This window comes from Pseudomonas sp. RIT409, from assembly GCF_003052515.2.
Taxonomy (GTDB): Bacteria; Pseudomonadota; Gammaproteobacteria; order Pseudomonadales; family Pseudomonadaceae; genus Aquipseudomonas.
This window is the reverse complement of sequence record NZ_QARE02000010.1, coordinates 151885-169552: the sequence shown is the minus strand read 5'-3', so window position 1 is coordinate 169552 and position 17668 is coordinate 151885. Positions and strand designations below refer to the sequence as shown.

The window sequence follows — 17668 nt, the reverse complement described above, 5'->3', positions numbered from 1 at the left end:
ATGCAACCTGAACATCTCCTGCTTCAAGGCCCGGTCTTTCTGCCCGTCACCGCTGAAACGTGCGAGCGACTGAAAAACGAGGGCGTGCACGCGCTCGACCCACTGAGCGAGCCTGAACTGGCGGCCGTTCTGGTGATCCAGAACCTGGCGCAGGCGTCGGAGAACGAACTGACCTGTGCTGCCGCCGAGAAGGTGCTGGGGCGTTTGCTCGCCTGGTCAGTGGCGCAAGGGGCTGCCGCAGGCGGGTTGTTGGCGGAGGCACGGCGGTTGTTCGACGCCCGCCAGTTGTATTTCGGCCTGAACGCTATCAAGGGCCTCAATCTGCGGCTGTTGCTGGAAGAAGAAGTGGCGGCCAGGGATTACCTGCTGGCGGATGGGCAGTGGGACCTTGAGTACAAAACTCGCCACCATCGTCAGAACGATCCATTCAGCGAGCGGTTGATCACGCCCCGCTATCGCGAGCGCTGGCTGAGCGCTGCGCAGGACAAGCTGGTCCGAACGTTTCGCGCCAATCTTGACGAGGATCTGCACGTTCAGGGTTATGCCGGAATCGGCAAGAGTCATTTGCTGGGCGTGCTGATGGAGTGTCTGCCTCCGGCGCGGACGCTGCTGCTGGCGCGCACGCCAGGCAAGCTCGCTGCGCTGCGCGAGCGGCTGAAAGGCGCGCAGGGCAAGGGCAAAGGCCCCGGCTCGACGTTCAAGGCTTTCGCTCAAGCGTTGCTCAATGGCCCGCGCTTTGAGCCCGAGCGCGTGACGGAGAGCGTGCCGAGCAAGCAAGCGCTGGCGCAAACCCTGAACATTCTCGGCTTTCGCGATCAAGGTCCCCAGGCCACGCTGGACCTGTGCCTCAAAGTGCTCGAGTGTTATTGCCAATCCTGGGAGCACAGCCTGGCGGGCAAGCACCTGCCGCATTTCAATCTGGCCCTCAGCCCGCTGGAGCAGCAGGTCTTGCTCGAATACGCCAGTCGCCTCTGGGTTTACCTCGACAGGCATCCCGAATGGGGGAGCCAGACTGGATTCGAGGCGTTGTGGATGTTGAAACGGGCAAACCTGAACGGTTGTGCGATGCCGGATCGCTACAGTCACGTTCTGGTCGACGAAAGCCAGGACATTGCCCCGGCATTGCTGCAAATCATCGAACGTGGCAAGCAGGTGCTCATTACGTTGGGTGACGAGTACCAGCACCCCGGGAGAGCGATGGTCAAACGCGGCCCCCGGGTGCGCCAGACCGACATCAGTTACTCGGTGCGTTCGGGGCGTAACGTCGAGCGGTTGGTCAATCCGTTGATCCATCAGCATTCGGAGAAGGGCAAGTTGCCGTTCGAGGGCGCGCGGGATGCAGATGTCGGCATCGAGCAATACCCCGAGGGTTTCGTGCCGCCCGAGGGCTGCGTGATCCTGACCGCGTCGCCTTGGGACATGATGAAGTGGGCCATGGAGCTGCATGCCGCCCGTTGCGCCTTCGGTTATCAGGATGCGGCGTCGCAACGGGACTTCGAGCACTTCATGAACACGGCCGTCGGCCTGTTCAAACCGGACTTCTACGCGCCCGAGCGAAGTGCGCTCGGGCTTCACGCGTATTTCAGCGACATGTCCGACTGGCAGCGGGTGCGTGCTGCGAATCGGTTCGATGAAGCTTTCCTGTGGGTCGAGCAGCGCCTGGATCAGGGCTTCAACATGGCCGACGTCACGCGCTTGAGCCGCCTGTCTGGCGACCCGTCCAAGCGCTGTGTCCTGATGCGCGCGGAGGAGGCGGGGGGCATGGAGTTCGAGCAGGTGTTGCTCACGCCGGAACTGCTGACCAACGTGAAATTCAAGGACGCGTACGATTTCGATCAGCGCATCTGTGCGGTCTACATCGCTATTTCAAGGGCAACTCGACAGCTCTATGTGCCCTACGATGTGGTCGAATGGATCGAATACCACAACTACCAGAAATTCCGAGAATCCCACGGCTATTGACGCCCTGTTCATGCGCGTCGGCCAGCCCGGTCATGGGCGAATCGTTTGCCGGCGGGGGTTCGCTCGGCCACGACACAGCCATTTTCGACCGACACTTGCGCAAAACCCTGATCCCGGAGATACAGCAGCGCGGTGAAATCCAGCGGGGAAACTCGTGACGCCACCTCATCGGTGAGGGTATTCAGAAGTCGCAACGCCAAGGATTCGAGCCGCATCGAAAATGCCTCCGCTGGTGAGTAGTGGCTATTCGTCACCAGAGGCGATGCGGGAGTTCAATCTATTTGCAGCGTCGCTGCGATTCTTTCGGCGCACGCGTGGGGTGACGTTTTCTCAGGCGTGCGATCCCGTACAGGATGCGAGCAGAAGGCCGATGGCGTGGTCGATGTCATGGCCTTCGCGGGTCAGCTCGACCAGCTCACGCAGCATCTGCGGGCCGTTGTCGTTGATCAACGCCTCACTCAGCCAACGCCGCACCGGTTCAGGCTGGGGCGTTGTTTGGCTGACGGCTGATGTCTCAGCGCGCAGGGCTTTGAGCCGGCTCAGGACTTCTTTGCCAGGCGTGTCCTCATCGATGCCGAACATCTCGGTAAACAGCATGCCCAGCGTACCCGAGGGCTGGTGGTCAGGGCGGTCCCATTTGCGAATGTTCGTCTCGTCTTTCTCTGCCTTTTCCAGGGCCCTGAGAATTTTCCCAGGGAGGGTCGCCGTGGCGCGGGCTTCGGAGTAATAAACCAGCCTCGCCAGGCTGGCGGCGTCTTTCACGCATTTCCAGGCCACGAACCAGACTTGAGACACGCTCCAGGTTTTCAAGGCTTCGCGCAGCGTGCTTCTGATTTCCTTGAACTGATCGACATCCACGTCATGATTGAACGCCGTGCACTTATCGAAGAAATAGCGCATGGCATCGGCCGTGGCGAAGTCCAGCCAGAGATCGAACAGGGCGGACGTGTCCGAATATTCCCGTTCGATGAGTACCGACAGAGCCTCGTCGGTTGCTCCGAAATGGATATCCGGAGCCAGGCGGTAGGCGACATAGGACTTTTGAAACCACAGTTCACCGTCCTGCAGGTAGTAAGTGCCTGGAGAAGCGTCGAGCGGCGCTTCGCGGATTGCGTCTGCGCAGCGCAACCTGTCGATGAAGACGCTGACGTCCAACGGGGCGATCGCTTTGCAATCACTCACGCAGAAGGCTGCCGAGCCCAGTCGCGGGGACAGGGCGGCATTCAGCGCAAGCAGCAACAAGGCTTGGTCATCGCTCAGTTGTTGGTAGTCGATGGGCGTGGAAGGTAACTGAGCGATGTAGGCGCTCAATTGAGCCTCCAGCGCGGCGGTTTCGGCAGCGCGGGCCTCGCGTTGCTCTCTTTCGCGTATCGTCCTGCAGTCGGAACAGGGGAGGGGGGACTTCTGCGGAAACCTCTTGACGGCGGAGCGGCTGGTCACTTCCCGGCAGGCACCGCAATCAGGGCAGGTCAGGTTTTCGTCGTAAGCGCGACACCATTCCCGCACATGCGCGGCCAACGTGCCGCTGTGGACGATGTCACGAAAAGGCACCAGATCCACTACTTTTTCCACGAAATCCCCGGTTTCACTCATCGCCCAGTAGCGAACGGCGAGCTCCATCTTCTCGGGGTCGGTGGTTTTCATTTCCAGCTTGATCGGCATATCCAGGGCAATCCCGTGTTCATCGGTCGATAAGGGCAAGGCCGTCGGCGGTGTAGAGCGGCGGCATTCGCACGGCCTCCATTGGAAACAACCTGTCACGACCAGCGTCATGATCGGGGCTGGCCGAAGGGTTGGATGTAGGCCGACCGACACGCGCTCCGTAGGCAACATCTGGAAACTGTCCCGTCCCCGATGGCGAATCTGTGGGCAATCGGTCGGACACCTTGGGCATAGGCCAAGCCCGACGCCATCGCGTCGATAAAAGCGTGGGAAATCAAAGAAATCTGCCCGGTTTTTGGGTCAATACGATAGTCTTCGCACCATTGTCGATTCCGACACCTGGATTGGAAGGCTATAGATGGCGCCTGATGACTATCTCGTAATGACCAGCAAGGAATGGGCGGGGCTGCGCGCCAGCACGCCACTGACGTTGTCCGAAGAAGACCTGGCGGCGTTACGAGGCGTGAACGAAGATATTTCCCTGGAAGATGTCGTCAACATCTACCTCCCGCTGTCCCGCCTGATCAACCTGCATGTCAATGCCGCGCGCAATCTGGCCAGCATCAAGGACACATTCCTCGGCCGACCGGCGAAAAAACAGACCTATGTGGTGGCGGTGGCCGGCAGCGTCGCGGTGGGCAAAAGCACCTTCGCTCGGGTGCTCCAGGCACTGATGGCGCGTTGGCCCGACCATCCTCGGGTTGACCTGATTACCACCGACGGGTTTCTGCATCCCAACGCGAAGCTGGCGGCGGATGACATCATGCACCGCAAGGGTTTTCCGGAAAGCTACGATCGCAAGCGCATGGTCAAGTTTCTCTCCGACCTGAAAGCGGGGGTGGCCAAAATCAGTGCCCCGGTCTATTCCCACATCAGTTACGACATCGTGCCGGACACGTTTCTGGAGGTCAGCCAGCCTGACATCCTGATCTTCGAGGGCCTGAACGTGCTGCAAACCGAAGGCAACGACGGCCAGAAGCCCGGGACGATCGTGTCCGACTTCTTCGATTTCTCGATTTACCTGGATGCCGACGAAGGCGACATCGAGCGCTGGTACGTCGAGCGCTTCCTCATGCTGCAACGGACTGCTTTCCGCGCGCGAGGCGCCTATTTCCGTGAATTGGCCGACCTGCCGCCGGAGAAATCGCCAGATGCCGCGCGCAAGATCTGGCGGGAGATCAACCGTCCGAACCTGCTGGAAAACATCCTGCCGACCCGCGAGCGTGCCAGTCTGGTGGTGCGCAAGGCGGCAGACCACTCGGTCAAGGAACTGTGGCTGCGTTGATGATGCGGTCCACGTTGTGCGGCTTCGTGCTCATGGTCCTGTGCTTCAGCACCGCCGCTCTGGCCGATGGCAATAAATTGCTGCTGGAGTGCCAGGACGGCATCAACAGCATGAATGGCGGCATGGCGAAGAATCCGGTGGGTGTCGGCCATTGTGTCGGCGTGCTGCAGGCCACCATCGATACACTGGACATTCTCCATGAGGCGGGTGGCGCACCGAAATTCGTTTGCGTGCCCGACGGCGGGATTCCCATGGTGCAGTCGATGCGCATCGTCGTTCAGTCACTGGAAGAGCATCCGGAAAGTCTGCACCTCAACGAATCGGTACTGGTGGTCGCTGCCCTGAAAAACGCTTTCCCCTGCCGCTGAATATGCTCTTCGTCGGGAAGCCGAGGCCGAGCATTGCGCGTCTGTCTTCGGGGGCTATCCTTACCGGTCAGTACAGTCACTGATCAAGGTCATACCATGGCGACGTCCCGCGACGCTGGCGCTAATCATCAGCGGCTGATCGATGCCGCCTCGAAGCTGTTCTTTCGAGACGGCATCAACGCCACGGGCATTGCTGCGGTGGCAGAGGCGGCGGGCATGTCGAAGATGACGCTTTACGCGCATTTCGCCTCCAAGGACGAGCTGATTGTGGCGTTCCTCGACAAGCGCAATGAGCGCTGGGAGGCTGCTGTACAACAAACGCTGGCCGCCAGCGAGTCTCCCGCGCAGAAGCTACTGGGCTTGTTCGATCTGCATCGGCAGTGGCTGCGCGAAGGTGGCTTGCGGGGCTGCCCTTACGTGAATTCCGCTGCCGAGTTCCCTGACCGTAACCACCCGGTGCGTCTGGCAGTGGAGCGGCACAAAACCGGGGTGAAGCAGCACCTGCTCGACCTGGCGGTGATGGCCGGGCTCAAACGTCCTGACGTGCTGGTTCGGCGACTCTTCTTGCTATTGGAAGGCGCATTTCTGACAGGGGCGCTGGAAAACGACGACAGCGTTTTTCTACTGGCCAAAGACCTCGCCGCCGAACTGATCGAGGCCGCTCAACCCACGGCTTGATCCTTCAAGGTGACGTTCCCCTCTCATTGACGAAAGGATGCTGACGATGCGTATCAATGCGTTGATTGTGATGTTGCTCACCGGCTTGGTGGCCGCGACATTCGGCTTCGGTATCTACCTCTTCTCTCAACTGGTGCCTGACATGCGCGCCAGCCTGGGTTTCGACATTTCCTACGTGGGCAGCATCACGGCGGCAGGCCAGTTTGGCTACATGGTCAGTGCGTTGCTGGCGGCCTGGTTGACTGCGCGGGTGGGTGGTGGCTGGGTTATTTTCGGATCTGGCGTGGTGTGCGCGCTCGCGTTGCTGGGGTTGTCCCAGGCGCACAATGTGATTCTCATCGGCGCTTTGCTGACGGTGCTGGCCGGGACTGCCGCGTCGGTGTTCGTGCCAATGGTGGCTGTGATCGCCCGTTCGGTTGCGTTCAAGTACCGCGGCATGGCCATGGGGCTGGTGTCCAGTGGCACCAGCTATGGCGTGTTCATCAATAGCCTGCTGGTGCCGATTTACGCACCTGGAGGGGAGTGGCGGACGGTGTGGTGGATCGTTGGCGTCATTACGATGCTGCTGGCTGTTGCGGTCTTGTTGGCTTTCAGGAAAGCCGAGTTGTTCACGCGCGAACCCGAAGCAGCGGCCGCGAATGTTCCTGCGAAACGTATCGGCGTTTCCTCGCTGATGCAGCCTTGGGTGCTGACGGTGTGGGCGATGAACTTCCTGCTCGGCTTTTCGACTTTTCCGTTTCAGAATTACTTGTCGTCCTACCTGCGGACGGAGCTGAATTTTGACGTGACCTACACCGCGCAGATCTGGGCGAGTATCGGCTTCGTTGGCATGTTCGCCGGCCTCTCTGTGGGCTGGCTGTCAGACCGCATCGGCTTGCGGTTGACGATGATACTGGTCTATGTCTGCGTCGCACTGGCTGCGCTGGTCCTCGTCGTGCACCCGGTCGGTTACTGGCCGCTGGTCGCGGGCGTGCTGTTCGCGGTGGCGTTCTACCCGATCTTCGGCCTTATTCCCGCCTACGTCTCGAAGATGGCCAGCAGCGCGGCGCTTGCCGTGACGCTGTTCGGCGTGGCCAACATCATGCAGGGCGTGGGCGGAATGATCGGCAACTTTTGCGGCGGCTGGCTGGCCAGCGCCAATGGCTCATTCGTTGGCGTGTACGTGGCGATTGGCGTCGTGGCGGTGTTGTTGGCGTTGCTAACGATGCGACTGCCTTGCGAGTCACAGGCCTTTCAACGCGCGACCAGCGCCACACTTTCCAAAGTTTGATCGTAGTGGAATGACACATAGGGCGATAGGGCGATGCTATATCTTTAATCGCGAAAAAATCTAATGCGATCTGTCTTGTTCTTTATACTTTGGAAGTTGCTGAGCTCAAACTAAATTTAGAGGTGTGCTATGGACAGGCAATATATTGAGAATGTGTTGATCGATTGGCTGGAAGGCAAGAGAGTTGATAGAACGTTAATAAACCCCGAATCCAGACTAATAGAGGACTTGAACCTTGATGATTCGGATCATGCTGAACTCCGGTTATACTTGGAGAAGGAAATGGGTATATCGATTGGCGATGATGAGTATCTCAAGGCTCAAACGGTGAAACAGCTTATCGATCTCGTTGCGTCGAAATCTCCGTCATCTCAAGATGACTTAGAAGATGAGTATGATCATTACGGCGATTAATTACCAAGTGGTGAGTGATCCAGACAATAAATGACTAAATTTAAACAGAACGGGTTAAAGTGCCCGCTCTGTTACGAATCGACCGTTATATTTTAAATCATCAACTTACCTTCAATGCATTGCTGCACATCGCCGCCAATCCAGATCTGCTCACCCACCTGTTTGATGTTGATCCGCCCGCGATGCCCCATTGCCGTGCCTTGCCGGGCGGTGTAGATGCTTGGCGCCAGACCGGCGGGAATCAGCCATTGGGCGAGGCTGGCGTTGAGGCTGCCTGTGACCGGGTCTTCGGCGCCAAGGTCGCCGGTAAATGCGCGGACCTCGAAATCGGCTTCCGCGTCGGCTCCAGTCCATGGGGCCACCACACCGACGTTGAGGCCCTTGAACGCTGTGTAGTCGGGGCGAATCGCCAGTAGCGCGTCGCGGTCGGCCAGCATGACTGCCACCCAGCCAGGCCCATTGTCCGCCCATTGGCTGGCGACGATCTGCTCGACGGGGATGCGTAACCCCGAGGCGATGGTTTGCAACGTTTCGGTCTCCACCGGCCCGCTGCGCAGCAGAGGCGGCGCGGAAAACGCCAGGCGCGAGCCATCCCGGCGAATCCTTACCAGCCCGGCGCCGCATTCCTGAACGATTTCCTCCCCCTTGGGTACGCCACCGTTGTCGAGCCACACGAAGCAACTGCCCAGCGTCGGATGCCCGGCGAAGGGCAGCTCCCGAGTCGTGGTGAAGATGCGCACGCGGTAATCGGCGTCCGGATGCGTGGGACGCAGTAGAAAGGTGGTTTCGCTGAGGTTGGTCCAGCGTGCGAAGGCGGCCATCTGCGCGTCAGTCATATCATCCGCAGCACCGACCACCGCCAGCGGATTGCCTTCGGTGGGCGTGCTGGAAAAGACGTCGACTTGCTGGAACTTCAGTGTCTGCGGCATAGCACTCTCCTCGATGGTGCGAATGGGCGCGGTCACTCTAGGCAGCCGCGACCGCGCTGTACATGCACAGATGTGCACTCGATTTCGGTAAATGTGTGTGGTTTGGCGAGTGGTGCAGGGCAATCAGTTTTGCGTGAGCCAAGTCGCAACATCGAAGGACGGGCACGCCTTGATGAACTCGATGGGCGTGATTTTTCCATCGTTGTTCAGGTCGGGTGACAAATCCCGATGGCCCAGAATGCGCGCAGCGGGATATTGATGTTCGGTGGTCTTGCGACGTTTCGGAATGTAGAAGGGGGGCATTCATGGTGCTGCTTCCCTGCAGAGTGAATGAAGTTCTGAAGGAATACGTCCCAAGCGGGTGAGTCAATCTGGTAAACGTTGCAGAACGTCTCGGAGCCGTTCTGCAACGCAGGGCTTGATCAGGCTGGAAAATGCAACGCGTTGGTCAGGTCGCCCATAGGGACCTGTCCGCGGGCGATCATGGCTTCGTCTCGTTCCTTGAGACCGTCCAGTTTTTCCAGACTGTGGACACGAGTGATCAGGCGCAGGATCGACGCGGTGTCATAGACCGTGTGGTCGACCGTCCCCTTGCGTGCAAACGGCGACACTACAATGGCCGGAATGCGCGTGCCGGGTCCCCAACGGTCGCCTTTCGGCGGCGCGACGTGGTCCCACCAGCCGCCGTTTTCATCGACCGTGACGATGATCACCATGTTCTTCCACTGCGGGCTTTCACGGAGGATCTTCACGGCGCGGTCGATGTGCCGGTCTCCGGCAGCGACATCAGCGTAACCGGCGTGCATGTTCAGGTTGCCTTGCGGTTTGTAGAAGGTGACGGCGGGGAGCTTGCCCGCCTGAGCGTCCGCGAAGAAACGGTTGGTGCTGAAGTCGTCCCCCAGGCCTGCGTCGCGCAGGCGTTTGCTGCGTTCGACCGGGTTCTCGGGGCCTTGCTGCTTGAAGTAATTGAAAGGTTGGTGGTGGTACTGGAAATTGGGGATCTTGGGAATGCCCGTCGAATCCTTGTAGGCATCCAGCGTCACTTGCCATGCGCCGGCGTACCAAGCCCAGTCGACGTGCTTTTTCGACAGTTTGTCGCCGATGTGGTCGTGGCTCTGTGGCACCAGCACGTTGGCCAGGTTCGGCTGCGAATAATCCGGTTTGTCTTTGTCACGCAGCCAGGTCGGCCAATAGGGCGGGGCCATGGTATTGACCGCATAGCCGTCCGGGGTCAAGGCGCTGGGGCCGAACTGCGGCGGGCCGACCATGGCGCTGGCAGGGGATTTTTCCAGCGGCTTGAGGCGATAGTCCAGCGGGTCATCGCTTTGCAGAGATGCTATCTGCGATTTGGCTGGAGAAGTGGCGGCGTCCGGGTAGTACGGTGCCTTCGCGCAGATCAGGTAGTGGTGATTGAGGAACGAACCCCCAAAGGCGCCTTGAAAGAAATTGTCGCAAAGCACGAACTCCTTGGCGACGTCCCAAAGGCGCAGGGAATACTGGCTTTGCCCGTAATAGCCCATGGGCAGGCCGCCGGAGTCGGCCCAGGCCACGAAGCCGTCGTTCTTGCCCCCGTTGATCTGCATCTGGTTTTGATAGAAGACGTGCCATAGGTCGCGGGTCACGACACCCAGCGGCAGGTCTTCGCCGTTCGGTCCTTTTAGCGGGTAGGGCGCATTGGGCAGGTTTTCCTGAAATTGCACCCCTGTGGCGTAGCTCACGCCGTCAATGCTCTGCGGACCGACCTGGCACACCCCACCCCAGCAGACGGGCAGGTTGTCCAGAACCTTGCCGTCGCGGTCCCGTTGGCGATAGTCCTCTGGCTTGACGGCAGAAAGGGGTTTTTCCACGCCTGGGAAATTGGCGAACAGGTTGTTGAAGCTGCGGTTCTCGGCGTAGATCACCACGATGGTCTTGATGTTGTCCTGCAACGCTTTGTCCAGCGCCGCGCCGCTGAGGGCGGTGTCCAGCGAGGCGGCCTGGCCCTGGCCACCCGACTCACTGGCGGTGACCACACTGCTCAGCGTGGCGCCCGCGCCAAGGACCGCGACGCCACCGAGAAAGCGGCGACGGCTGGCATCGGTCGGGGCGTTGGCGGGCATCGGTTCGGCGGAAGGCGGGTTGGGGATGTGTTTATCGCTCATCACGGTTCCTGTCAGCGGGTCGAAACGGTGTTACCCATTATGTCGACGGAGGCTAATCGCGGAGTGTGACGGTTGTGCGACAGCTTACCGGGCCGCCGACCCTGCATCCGCCTCATCGCGGCGCCGCAGGACCATCCGCTGGTAAACCGGACACCGTGTTATAGCGGCTCATGATCCGGTCGATCTCTCCGGACATGCGCATGCGCAGGAGGATCCGCATCAGACGTTGGGCGGGAATGTCGGTGTCGTTGCGCACGATGCAGCCCACGGGTTGTTCGTCGATCACCGCCACGCCGCGCAATTTCTGGTCGTCGGGCAGGTTACGGTTGAACCAATCCAGCGACCACTGGTTGCCAACCGCGTAGCGATAGCGATGGATCTGAAGTTTTTGTAGGACCTGGACTTCACTGCGCGCATCATCGCGGACCAGGCGGTGGTCATCGAACGCTTTCTGCAGCGTCGGGTAGGCGTACCCTAAAACCGTGCCGATGGTCTCATTGGTCAGGGAGTCCGGCGCGCGCGGGCTGGCGTTGTCGGGGGTGCTGATCAACAGGTCGCGCTGGATCAGCAGCGGCAGGCTCCAGGTGTAATCGCCTGACAGGTTGGGCATCCAGGATTGCGCGGCGTAGCAGCGGACATCGATCGCCCCGCGTTCCAGCGTGCGTTGCACGCGCTTGATAGGCACAACGCGGTATTCCGCCGAGAGGTTGGCGTGGGCGGCCATGCTTTGCATGATGTCGAAAATGATCCCACCGGTGGGCTGGTGGTCGTCGATCTGCACCAGTGGCATCGCCCAGGCGTCGGCGATGGAAAACCGCAACGGTCCCTGTCCGGCCTCTACGGCCCCTGTCATCAGCCACATGGTGCTCAGTGCCAGCAGACGCATTCAAGTCCCTCATATGAGCATGACGAAGCGATTGGGCAGTGGTGGCAGTTTAGCCTCAGTCTGTCGATTCGCGGGCGCTCAGATTGCCCGGATGCAATTTTGGCCTCGCTCCGCTAGGATTAGCGGTCTTCCGCAACCCAGTCGCGACGGTTTTCGATGAGTTATCAGGTTCTTGCACGTAAATGGCGTCCGCGCTCGTTCCGCGAAATGGTCGGCCAGACCCATGTGCTCAAGGCCTTGATCAATGCGCTGGACAGCCAGCGCCTGCACCACGCCTATTTATTCACTGGCACGCGCGGCGTCGGCAAGACCACCATCGCGCGCATCATCGCCAAATGCCTGAACTGTGAAACCGGTATCACTTCATCGCCTTGCGGCGAATGTTCGGTGTGCCGCGAGATCGACGAAGGCCGTTTCGTCGACCTGATCGAGATCGACGCCGCGAGCCGCACCAAGGTCGAGGACACCCGTGAACTGCTGGACAACGTGCAGTACGCCCCTAGCCGTGGTCGCTACAAGGTCTATCTGATCGACGAAGTTCACATGCTCTCCAGCCACTCGTTCAACGCCTTGCTCAAGACGCTGGAGGAGCCGCCGCCCTACGTCAAGTTCATTCTGGCCACCACCGACCCGCAGAAACTGCCCGCGACCATTCTGTCGCGCTGCCTGCAATTCTCACTGAAGAACATGACACCGGAACGTGTGGTCGAGCACTTGACCCATGTGCTGGGCGCGGAAAACATTCCGTTCGAGGACGATGCCCTGTGGTTGCTGGGCCGTGCTGCGGACGGTTCGATGCGCGATGCCATGAGCCTGACGGATCAGGCGATCGCGTTCGGCGAAGGCAAGGTACTGGCTGCCGACGTCCGGGCGATGCTGGGCACGCTGGATCACGGCCAGGTGTACGACGTGCTGACCGCACTCATCGACGGCGATGCCCGTGCGCTGCTGGAGGCCGTGCGTCATCTGGCCGAGCAAGGCCCTGACTGGAATGGCGTGTTGTCGGAAATCCTCAACGTGCTGCACCGCATCGCCATTGCCCAGGCGCTTCCGGAAGGGGTCGACAACGGTCATGGCGACCGCGACCGCGTGCTGGCCCTGGCCCAGGCACTGCCGGCCGAAGACGTCCAGTTCTACTACCAGATGGGCCTGATCGGTCGGCGCGACCTGCCGCTGGCGCCCGACCCGCGTGGCGGTTTCGAAATGGTCCTGTTGCGGATGCTGGCGTTTCGGCCCGCCGACAGCGAAGGTGCCCCCCGGCAGCCGCTAAAGTCAGTGGGGATCAGCCCGGCCACGGCTGATTCCCAACGAGCGGTGGCCGGCGCGGCGCCCTCGGCTTCTACACCTGCCTACGTGCCTGCGGCGGCTGGGGCTGCCGCACCTGAGCCAATGGAAACGCAACCGGTAGCGGCTGTGGCGCCTGAGCCGGGCCCCGTCATGGCGGCCGAAAATAGCACGGCGCTTCCGCCGGATGACGTCGATTTGCCCTGGAATGAGCCCAAGGCGGTGCCCCCCGCCGTCGCTGCGGCACCTGCAATTGAATCGGAGCCGGTGACGGAGCCTTTGGTCCCGGACGTGCCCGAGCCAGTGCTCGACACCGTTGCCGAGCAGCCCGAATTGACGCCGATGCCGGCACCGGCGCCCGCCAGCCCCGTGCCCGATGCGCCTGAAATGGCCTCGCCAGAACAACTGCAAGCCGCGGCTGAAGTGGTCACACCGGCGATGCTCGACCCGCTGCCGGATGCCGCGTCCTATGCGCCTGCGCCGATGCAGCGCGACGACGAGCCGCCTCCCGATGACGACTATTACGAGCCGGATGTCGACATCGACCCGGCGTCGTTCGCCTATCTGGACGACTTGGCGCATGATGCCGTCGAGGCCGTGGAAAAAGAGCCGGAGTTGCTGCCTGCCGCCCAACCCGCCACGGGGCTTGCGGCGGAATGGCTGGAATTGTTCCCCAAATTGCCGATTTCCGGCATGACAGGCAACATCGCCGCCAACTGCACCCTGATTTCCGTCGAGGGTGACCGCTGGCTCCTGCACTTGGATCCTGCGCACAGTGCGCTGTTCAACGCCACGCAACAGCGCCGTCTGAACGAGGCATTGAACCAATATCATGAACGGACGCTCCACCTGACCATCGAGCTGATCAAGCCCGAACAGGAAACCCCGGCTCAGGCCGCTGCCCGACGGCGTGCCGACCGTCAGCGTCAGGCTGAAGCGTCGATCAACAGCGACCCATGCATTCAGCAGATGATGGAACAGTTCGGCGCGTTCATTCGCGAAGACTCCATCATTCCGGTGGATGCGCCCGTTAACCCGTAATGACCGTGAGGCGCTAAGCTCCACTGGCGCCTTGCAACGAACCATCGACTTTCGAGGAGAACTCCCATGATGAAAGGTGGCATGGCTGGCCTGATGAAGCAGGCTCAGCAAATGCAGGAAAAAATGGCCAAGATGCAGGAAGAACTGGCCAATGCCGAAGTGACCGGCCAATCGGGTGCTGGCCTGGTGAGCGTGGTGATGACCGGTCGTCACGACGTCAAGCGTGTCAGCCTGGACGACAGCCTGATGCAGGAAGACAAGGAAATCCTCGAAGACCTGATCGCAGCCGCCGTCAACGACGCCGTGCGCAAGATCGAGCAGAACAGCCAGGAAAAAATGTCTGGCATGACGGCGGGCATGCAGTTGCCACCGGGCATGAAGCTGCCGTTCTGATCGCGTCTGCGTTGCACTGTCTCTCGATGCCAGGCCCAGTGCCTGGCATTTTTGTGTCCGGGGTTTGGAGGGAAACGCGCGCGGCGTTTTCCTTTGGGAGCCGTCATGGAGGGGGACGTCGTGATCGGTCACATCCGCCCGAACGCCATCCAACGCCCATGGTCTGCTTTTTATAGCCATTCAAGGAGCCATTCCCGATGTCGCAAGCATTGATCCTCAACCAACGCGTTGTTCTGGCCTCCCGCCCTCAGGGTGCGCCCACGCCGGAAAACTTTCGACTCGAGCGCGAAGCGCTGCCCGACCTGCAAGATGGGCAGGTCCAACTGCGCACGCTTTACCTTTCGCTCGACCCCTACATGCGTGGCCGAATGAGCGATGCGCCGTCCTATGCACCTCCGGTCGAGATCGACGCGGTGATGGAGGGTGGGGCGGTGAGCGTGGTCGAGCAGTCGCGCAATCCCGCCTTCTCGGTGGGCGACCTGGTCGTCGGTCAGACCGGGTGGCAAAGTCACAGCCTGTCGGATGGCAAAAACCTGCTGCCTGTGCCCAAGGATTTGCCCAGCCCGTCGTTGGCAGTGGGGGTGCTGGGCATGCCCGGCATCACCGCCTACATGGGGCTCATGCATATCGGCCAGCCCAAGGCTGGCGAAACGTTGGTGGTGGCCGCAGCATCGGGCGCCGTAGGGTCGGTCGTCGGCCAGATCGCCAAACTCCACGGTTTACGCGTCGTCGGGGTGGCAGGCGGTGTCGATAAATGCCGCTACGTCATCGACGAACTGGGCTTTGATGACTGCATCGATCACCGCAGCGAACATTTTGCCGAGCAATTGAGCGAAGCCTGTCCCAGTGGCATCGACATTTATTTCGAACTGGTGGGCGGCAAGGTCTTCGAAGCGGTCATTCCTCTGCTCAATGAGCATGCCCGGGTGCCACTGTGCGGACTGATCGCGCAATACAACGCCCAACGGCTGCCCGACGGCCCCAATTACTTGCCCCTGCTGATGCGGACGCTGTTGACCAAACGGGCGCGGGTTGAGGGCTTCATCGTCTATGAAGCGTATTACCATCGCCTGGATGAGTTCATGCAGGCCATGGTGCCTCTGGTCAAGGAGGGCAAAGTCAAGTTTCGCGAGGATGTCGTGGAAGGCCTTGAACATGCGCCGGACGCTTTCATTGGCATGCTGGAGGGAAAGAACTTCGGCAAGCTGGTGGTCAAGGTGTCCTGAGCGTTTGACGCTTGTCAGAGGCGCGGGTATAAACCGCGTCTCGTGTTTTCGTGAGATTTTTCCTCGATGAGCTTCAGCCCCCTGATTCGCCAATTGATCGACTCCCTGCGCATTCTGCCCGGTGTCGGTCAGAAAACCGCCCAGCGCATGGCGTTGCAGTTGCTCGAACGCGACCGCAGCGGCGGATCGCGTCTGGCGCAGGCCTTGAGTCAGGCCATGGAGGGCGTGGGCCATTGCAAGCAGTGCCGTACGCTGACCGAAGATGAACTCTGCCCACAGTGTGCCGATGTCCGTCGCGACGACACGCTGCTGTGTGTGGTGGAAGGGCCGATGGACGTTTATGCCGTCGAGCAAACTGGCTACCGGGGGCGGTACTTCGTGCTCAAGGGGCATTTGTCGCCGCTGGACGGGCTGGGGCCGGAGGCCATCGGGATTCCGCAATTGATGGCACGGATCGAAGAGCAGGGCACGTTTCGCGAAGTCATCCTGGCGACCAACCCGACCGTGGAAGGCGAGGCCACCGCTCACTACATCGCCCAGATGCTCACCGACAAGGGCTTGGTGACCTCCCGTATCGCCCACGGTGTGCCGCTGGGAGGCGAACTGGAACTGGTGGATGGCGGCACGCTGGCCCACTCCTTCGCGGGGCGCAAACCCATCAAGCTTTGAGCGGCACACGGCGCACTGCGCCGAATGGGCGCGTGGTGATCGTCCCGTGAGGGCCTGAATTCAAAACCGTGTCAGGCAGAACGTCGGGATCTCCATCGCTTCCAGCCGTTGCGAGCCGCCCAGTTCCGGCAGATCGATGATGGCGGCGGCTTCATGCACCTTGGCCCCCATTCGGCGAATGAGGTTGGCAGCGGCTATCAGCGTCCCGCCGGTCGCGATCAGGTCATCGAACATCACCACTGAGTCGCCGTCGCAGAGGCTGTCGGCGTGGACCTCCAGAAACGCTTCGCCGTACTCGGTTTGGTACCCTTCCGCCAGCACGTCGGCTGGCAGCTTCCCCTGCTTGCGAAACAGCACCAGCGGCCGGTTGAGTTCGTAGGCAATGATCGAACCGATCAGAAAGCCCCGCGCGTCCATGGCGCCGACGTGGGTGAAATCCGACTCGATGTAGCGGTGCACGAAGCTGTCGATCACCAGTCGCAGCGCTTTGGGCGACTGAAACAGCGGAGTGATGTCGCGAAAGATCACGCCTGGCTTGGGAAAGTCCACCACTGGGCGGATCAGAGATTTGAAACTGAATTCGTCGAAGATCATCGAAGCGGTCCTGGGCAGGCGACACAAAGAGCGTAGTTTAAGCCTGCCCGGACCGGACTGTCATATCAGCTTTCCAGCGAACCGCCTGCCAGCGCGCAAAGCTGGATGGGGTCAAGGATATGGACCTCCTTGCCTTCGGCGGCGATCAGTTCGTTCTGCTGAAACCGGGTAAACACCCGCGACACGGTCTCCACCGCCAGCCCCAGGTAGTTGCCGATTTCGTTGCGCGACATGCTCAGGCGGAACTGATTGGCGGAAAAACCGCGGGCGCGGAAGCGGGCTGACAGATTCACCAGAAAGGTGGCGATGCGTTCATCGGCGGTCTTTTTCGACAGCAGCAGCATCATCTGCTGATCGTCACGGATTTCACGGCTCATGACCCGCATGAGCTGGCGACGCAACTGCGGCAGTTGCACCGACAATTCGTCCAGTCGCTCGAAGGGGATTTCGCATACCGATGTCGTCTCCATCGCTTGCGCCGAAACCGGGTAGGCCTCGGCGTCCATCCCCGACAGGCCGACCAGCTCGCTGGGCAAGTGGAAGCCGGTCAGTTGCTCTTCGCCGCCATCGCTCAGGCTGAAGGTTTTCAAGGCGCCGGAACGTACGGCGTAGACCGAATCGAATGCGTCGCCCTGGCGGAACAGAAAGTCGCCTTTCTTCAATGGCCGACCGCGTTTGACGATTTCGTCCAGTGCGTCCATGTCTTCCAGGTTCAGGGACAGCGGGAGGCAGAGCGGGGCCAGGCTGCAATCCTTGCAGTGAGCCTGGGTATGAGCACGCAGTTTGACTGGCTCAGACATCGGGTAATTCCTTGTGAGAAAACACACATTAGTCGTAAGGGTAGCGCAGGGCCTGTCCTTGCGACC

At 60.6% G+C, this 17668-nt stretch carries 18 protein-coding genes; 10 read left to right on the top strand and 8 right to left on the bottom strand.

The features are described from left to right. Entirely contained in the window at positions 1-1962 is a 1962-nt protein-coding gene (locus DBP26_RS14840) for a hypothetical protein (protein ID WP_108238449.1), read from the top strand. A gap of 8 nt (positions 1963-1970) precedes the next feature. On the opposite strand, the gene DBP26_RS14835 is transcribed toward DBP26_RS14840, so the two are convergent. Both DBP26_RS14835 and DBP26_RS14830 read right to left on the bottom strand, forming a co-directional pair. Beyond that, complete coding sequence (locus tag DBP26_RS14835) at positions 1971-2177, bottom strand: hypothetical protein (protein WP_108238448.1); 207 nt, start codon at positions 2175-2177, stop codon at positions 1971-1973. A 115-nt stretch (positions 2178-2292) separates the two neighbouring features. Next, positions 2293-3624 (bottom strand): hypothetical protein, encoded by a 1332-nt coding sequence (locus tag DBP26_RS14830; RefSeq protein WP_108238447.1) that lies wholly within the window; start codon positions 3622-3624, stop codon positions 2293-2295. Between the two features lie 358 nt (positions 3625-3982). On the opposite strand from DBP26_RS14830, the gene coaA reads away from it, so the two are divergent. The 5 genes from coaA to DBP26_RS14805 all read left to right on the top strand — a co-directional run bounded on the left by coaA (position 3983) and on the right by DBP26_RS14805 (position 7639). Continuing rightward, a complete protein-coding gene (gene coaA, locus DBP26_RS14825; protein WP_108238446.1) occupies positions 3983-4909 on the top strand; it encodes a type I pantothenate kinase in 927 nt (308 codons plus the stop codon). Continuing rightward, on the top strand, positions 4909-5277 hold the full coding sequence (locus tag DBP26_RS14820) for a Rap1a/Tai family immunity protein (RefSeq protein ID WP_108238445.1): 369 nt from the start codon (positions 4909-4911) through the stop codon (positions 5275-5277). Before coaA ends, DBP26_RS14820 begins: the two co-directional genes overlap by 1 nt. A 96-nt stretch (positions 5278-5373) precedes the next feature. Then, complete coding sequence (locus DBP26_RS14815; RefSeq protein ID WP_108238444.1) at positions 5374-5955, top strand: TetR/AcrR family transcriptional regulator; 582 nt, start codon at positions 5374-5376, stop codon at positions 5953-5955. 46 nt (positions 5956-6001) lie between these two features. Further along, positions 6002-7225: an MFS transporter gene (locus tag DBP26_RS14810; protein WP_158541440.1), complete on the top strand. Its 1224-nt coding sequence runs from the start codon at positions 6002-6004 to the stop codon at positions 7223-7225. Between the two features lie 129 nt (positions 7226-7354). Beyond that, positions 7355-7639, top strand: coding sequence for an acyl carrier protein (locus DBP26_RS14805; protein WP_108238442.1), 285 nt, complete (start codon positions 7355-7357; stop codon positions 7637-7639). A 92-nt stretch (positions 7640-7731) separates the two neighbouring features. On the opposite strand, the gene DBP26_RS14800 is transcribed toward DBP26_RS14805, so the two are convergent. From DBP26_RS14800 to DBP26_RS14785, 4 genes are all read right to left on the bottom strand, one after another. Further along, positions 7732-8568, bottom strand: coding sequence for a PhzF family phenazine biosynthesis protein (locus DBP26_RS14800; protein WP_108238441.1), 837 nt, complete (start codon positions 8566-8568; stop codon positions 7732-7734). Between the two features lie 123 nt (positions 8569-8691). Then, positions 8692-8871: a hypothetical protein gene (locus DBP26_RS14795; RefSeq protein ID WP_218565127.1), complete on the bottom strand. Its 180-nt coding sequence runs from the start codon at positions 8869-8871 to the stop codon at positions 8692-8694. Positions 8872-8990: 119 nt separating this feature from the next. Beyond that, on the bottom strand, positions 8991-10709 hold the full coding sequence (locus tag DBP26_RS14790) for an acid phosphatase (protein ID WP_108238440.1): 1719 nt from the start codon (positions 10707-10709) through the stop codon (positions 8991-8993). Positions 10710-10821: 112 nt separating this feature from the next. Continuing rightward, the gene (locus DBP26_RS14785) at positions 10822-11595 is read right to left on the bottom strand and encodes a transporter substrate-binding domain-containing protein (protein WP_108238439.1); all 774 of its coding nucleotides are present in this window, start codon (positions 11593-11595) and stop codon (positions 10822-10824) included. Positions 11596-11751: 156 nt separating this feature from the next. On the opposite strand from DBP26_RS14785, the gene dnaX reads away from it, so the two are divergent. The 4 genes from dnaX (at position 11752) to recR (ending at position 16208) form a co-directional block, all read left to right on the top strand. Continuing rightward, on the top strand, positions 11752-13920 hold the full coding sequence (gene dnaX, locus DBP26_RS14780) for a DNA polymerase III subunit gamma/tau (protein ID WP_108238438.1): 2169 nt from the start codon (positions 11752-11754) through the stop codon (positions 13918-13920). Positions 13921-13986: 66 nt separating this feature from the next. Further along, a complete protein-coding gene (locus DBP26_RS14775; protein WP_108238437.1) occupies positions 13987-14313 on the top strand; it encodes a YbaB/EbfC family nucleoid-associated protein in 327 nt (108 codons plus the stop codon). A gap of 197 nt (positions 14314-14510) precedes the next feature. Beyond that, positions 14511-15539: an NADP-dependent oxidoreductase gene (locus tag DBP26_RS14770; protein ID WP_108238436.1), complete on the top strand. Its 1029-nt coding sequence runs from the start codon at positions 14511-14513 to the stop codon at positions 15537-15539. 66 nt (positions 15540-15605) lie between these two features. After that, entirely contained in the window at positions 15606-16208 is a 603-nt protein-coding gene (gene recR / locus DBP26_RS14765) for a recombination mediator RecR (RefSeq protein WP_108238435.1), read from the top strand. 60 nt (positions 16209-16268) lie between these two features. Here the strand turns inward: recR and DBP26_RS14760 are convergent, their stop codons facing one another. Both DBP26_RS14760 and fnr read right to left on the bottom strand, forming a co-directional pair. After that, positions 16269-16802 (bottom strand): adenine phosphoribosyltransferase, encoded by a 534-nt coding sequence (locus tag DBP26_RS14760; RefSeq protein ID WP_108238434.1) that lies wholly within the window; start codon positions 16800-16802, stop codon positions 16269-16271. A 65-nt stretch (positions 16803-16867) separates the two neighbouring features. Then, the gene (gene fnr, locus DBP26_RS14755; protein WP_108238433.1) at positions 16868-17602 is read right to left on the bottom strand and encodes a fumarate/nitrate reduction transcriptional regulator Fnr; all 735 of its coding nucleotides are present in this window, start codon (positions 17600-17602) and stop codon (positions 16868-16870) included. Positions 17603-17668 lie beyond the last annotated feature (66 nt).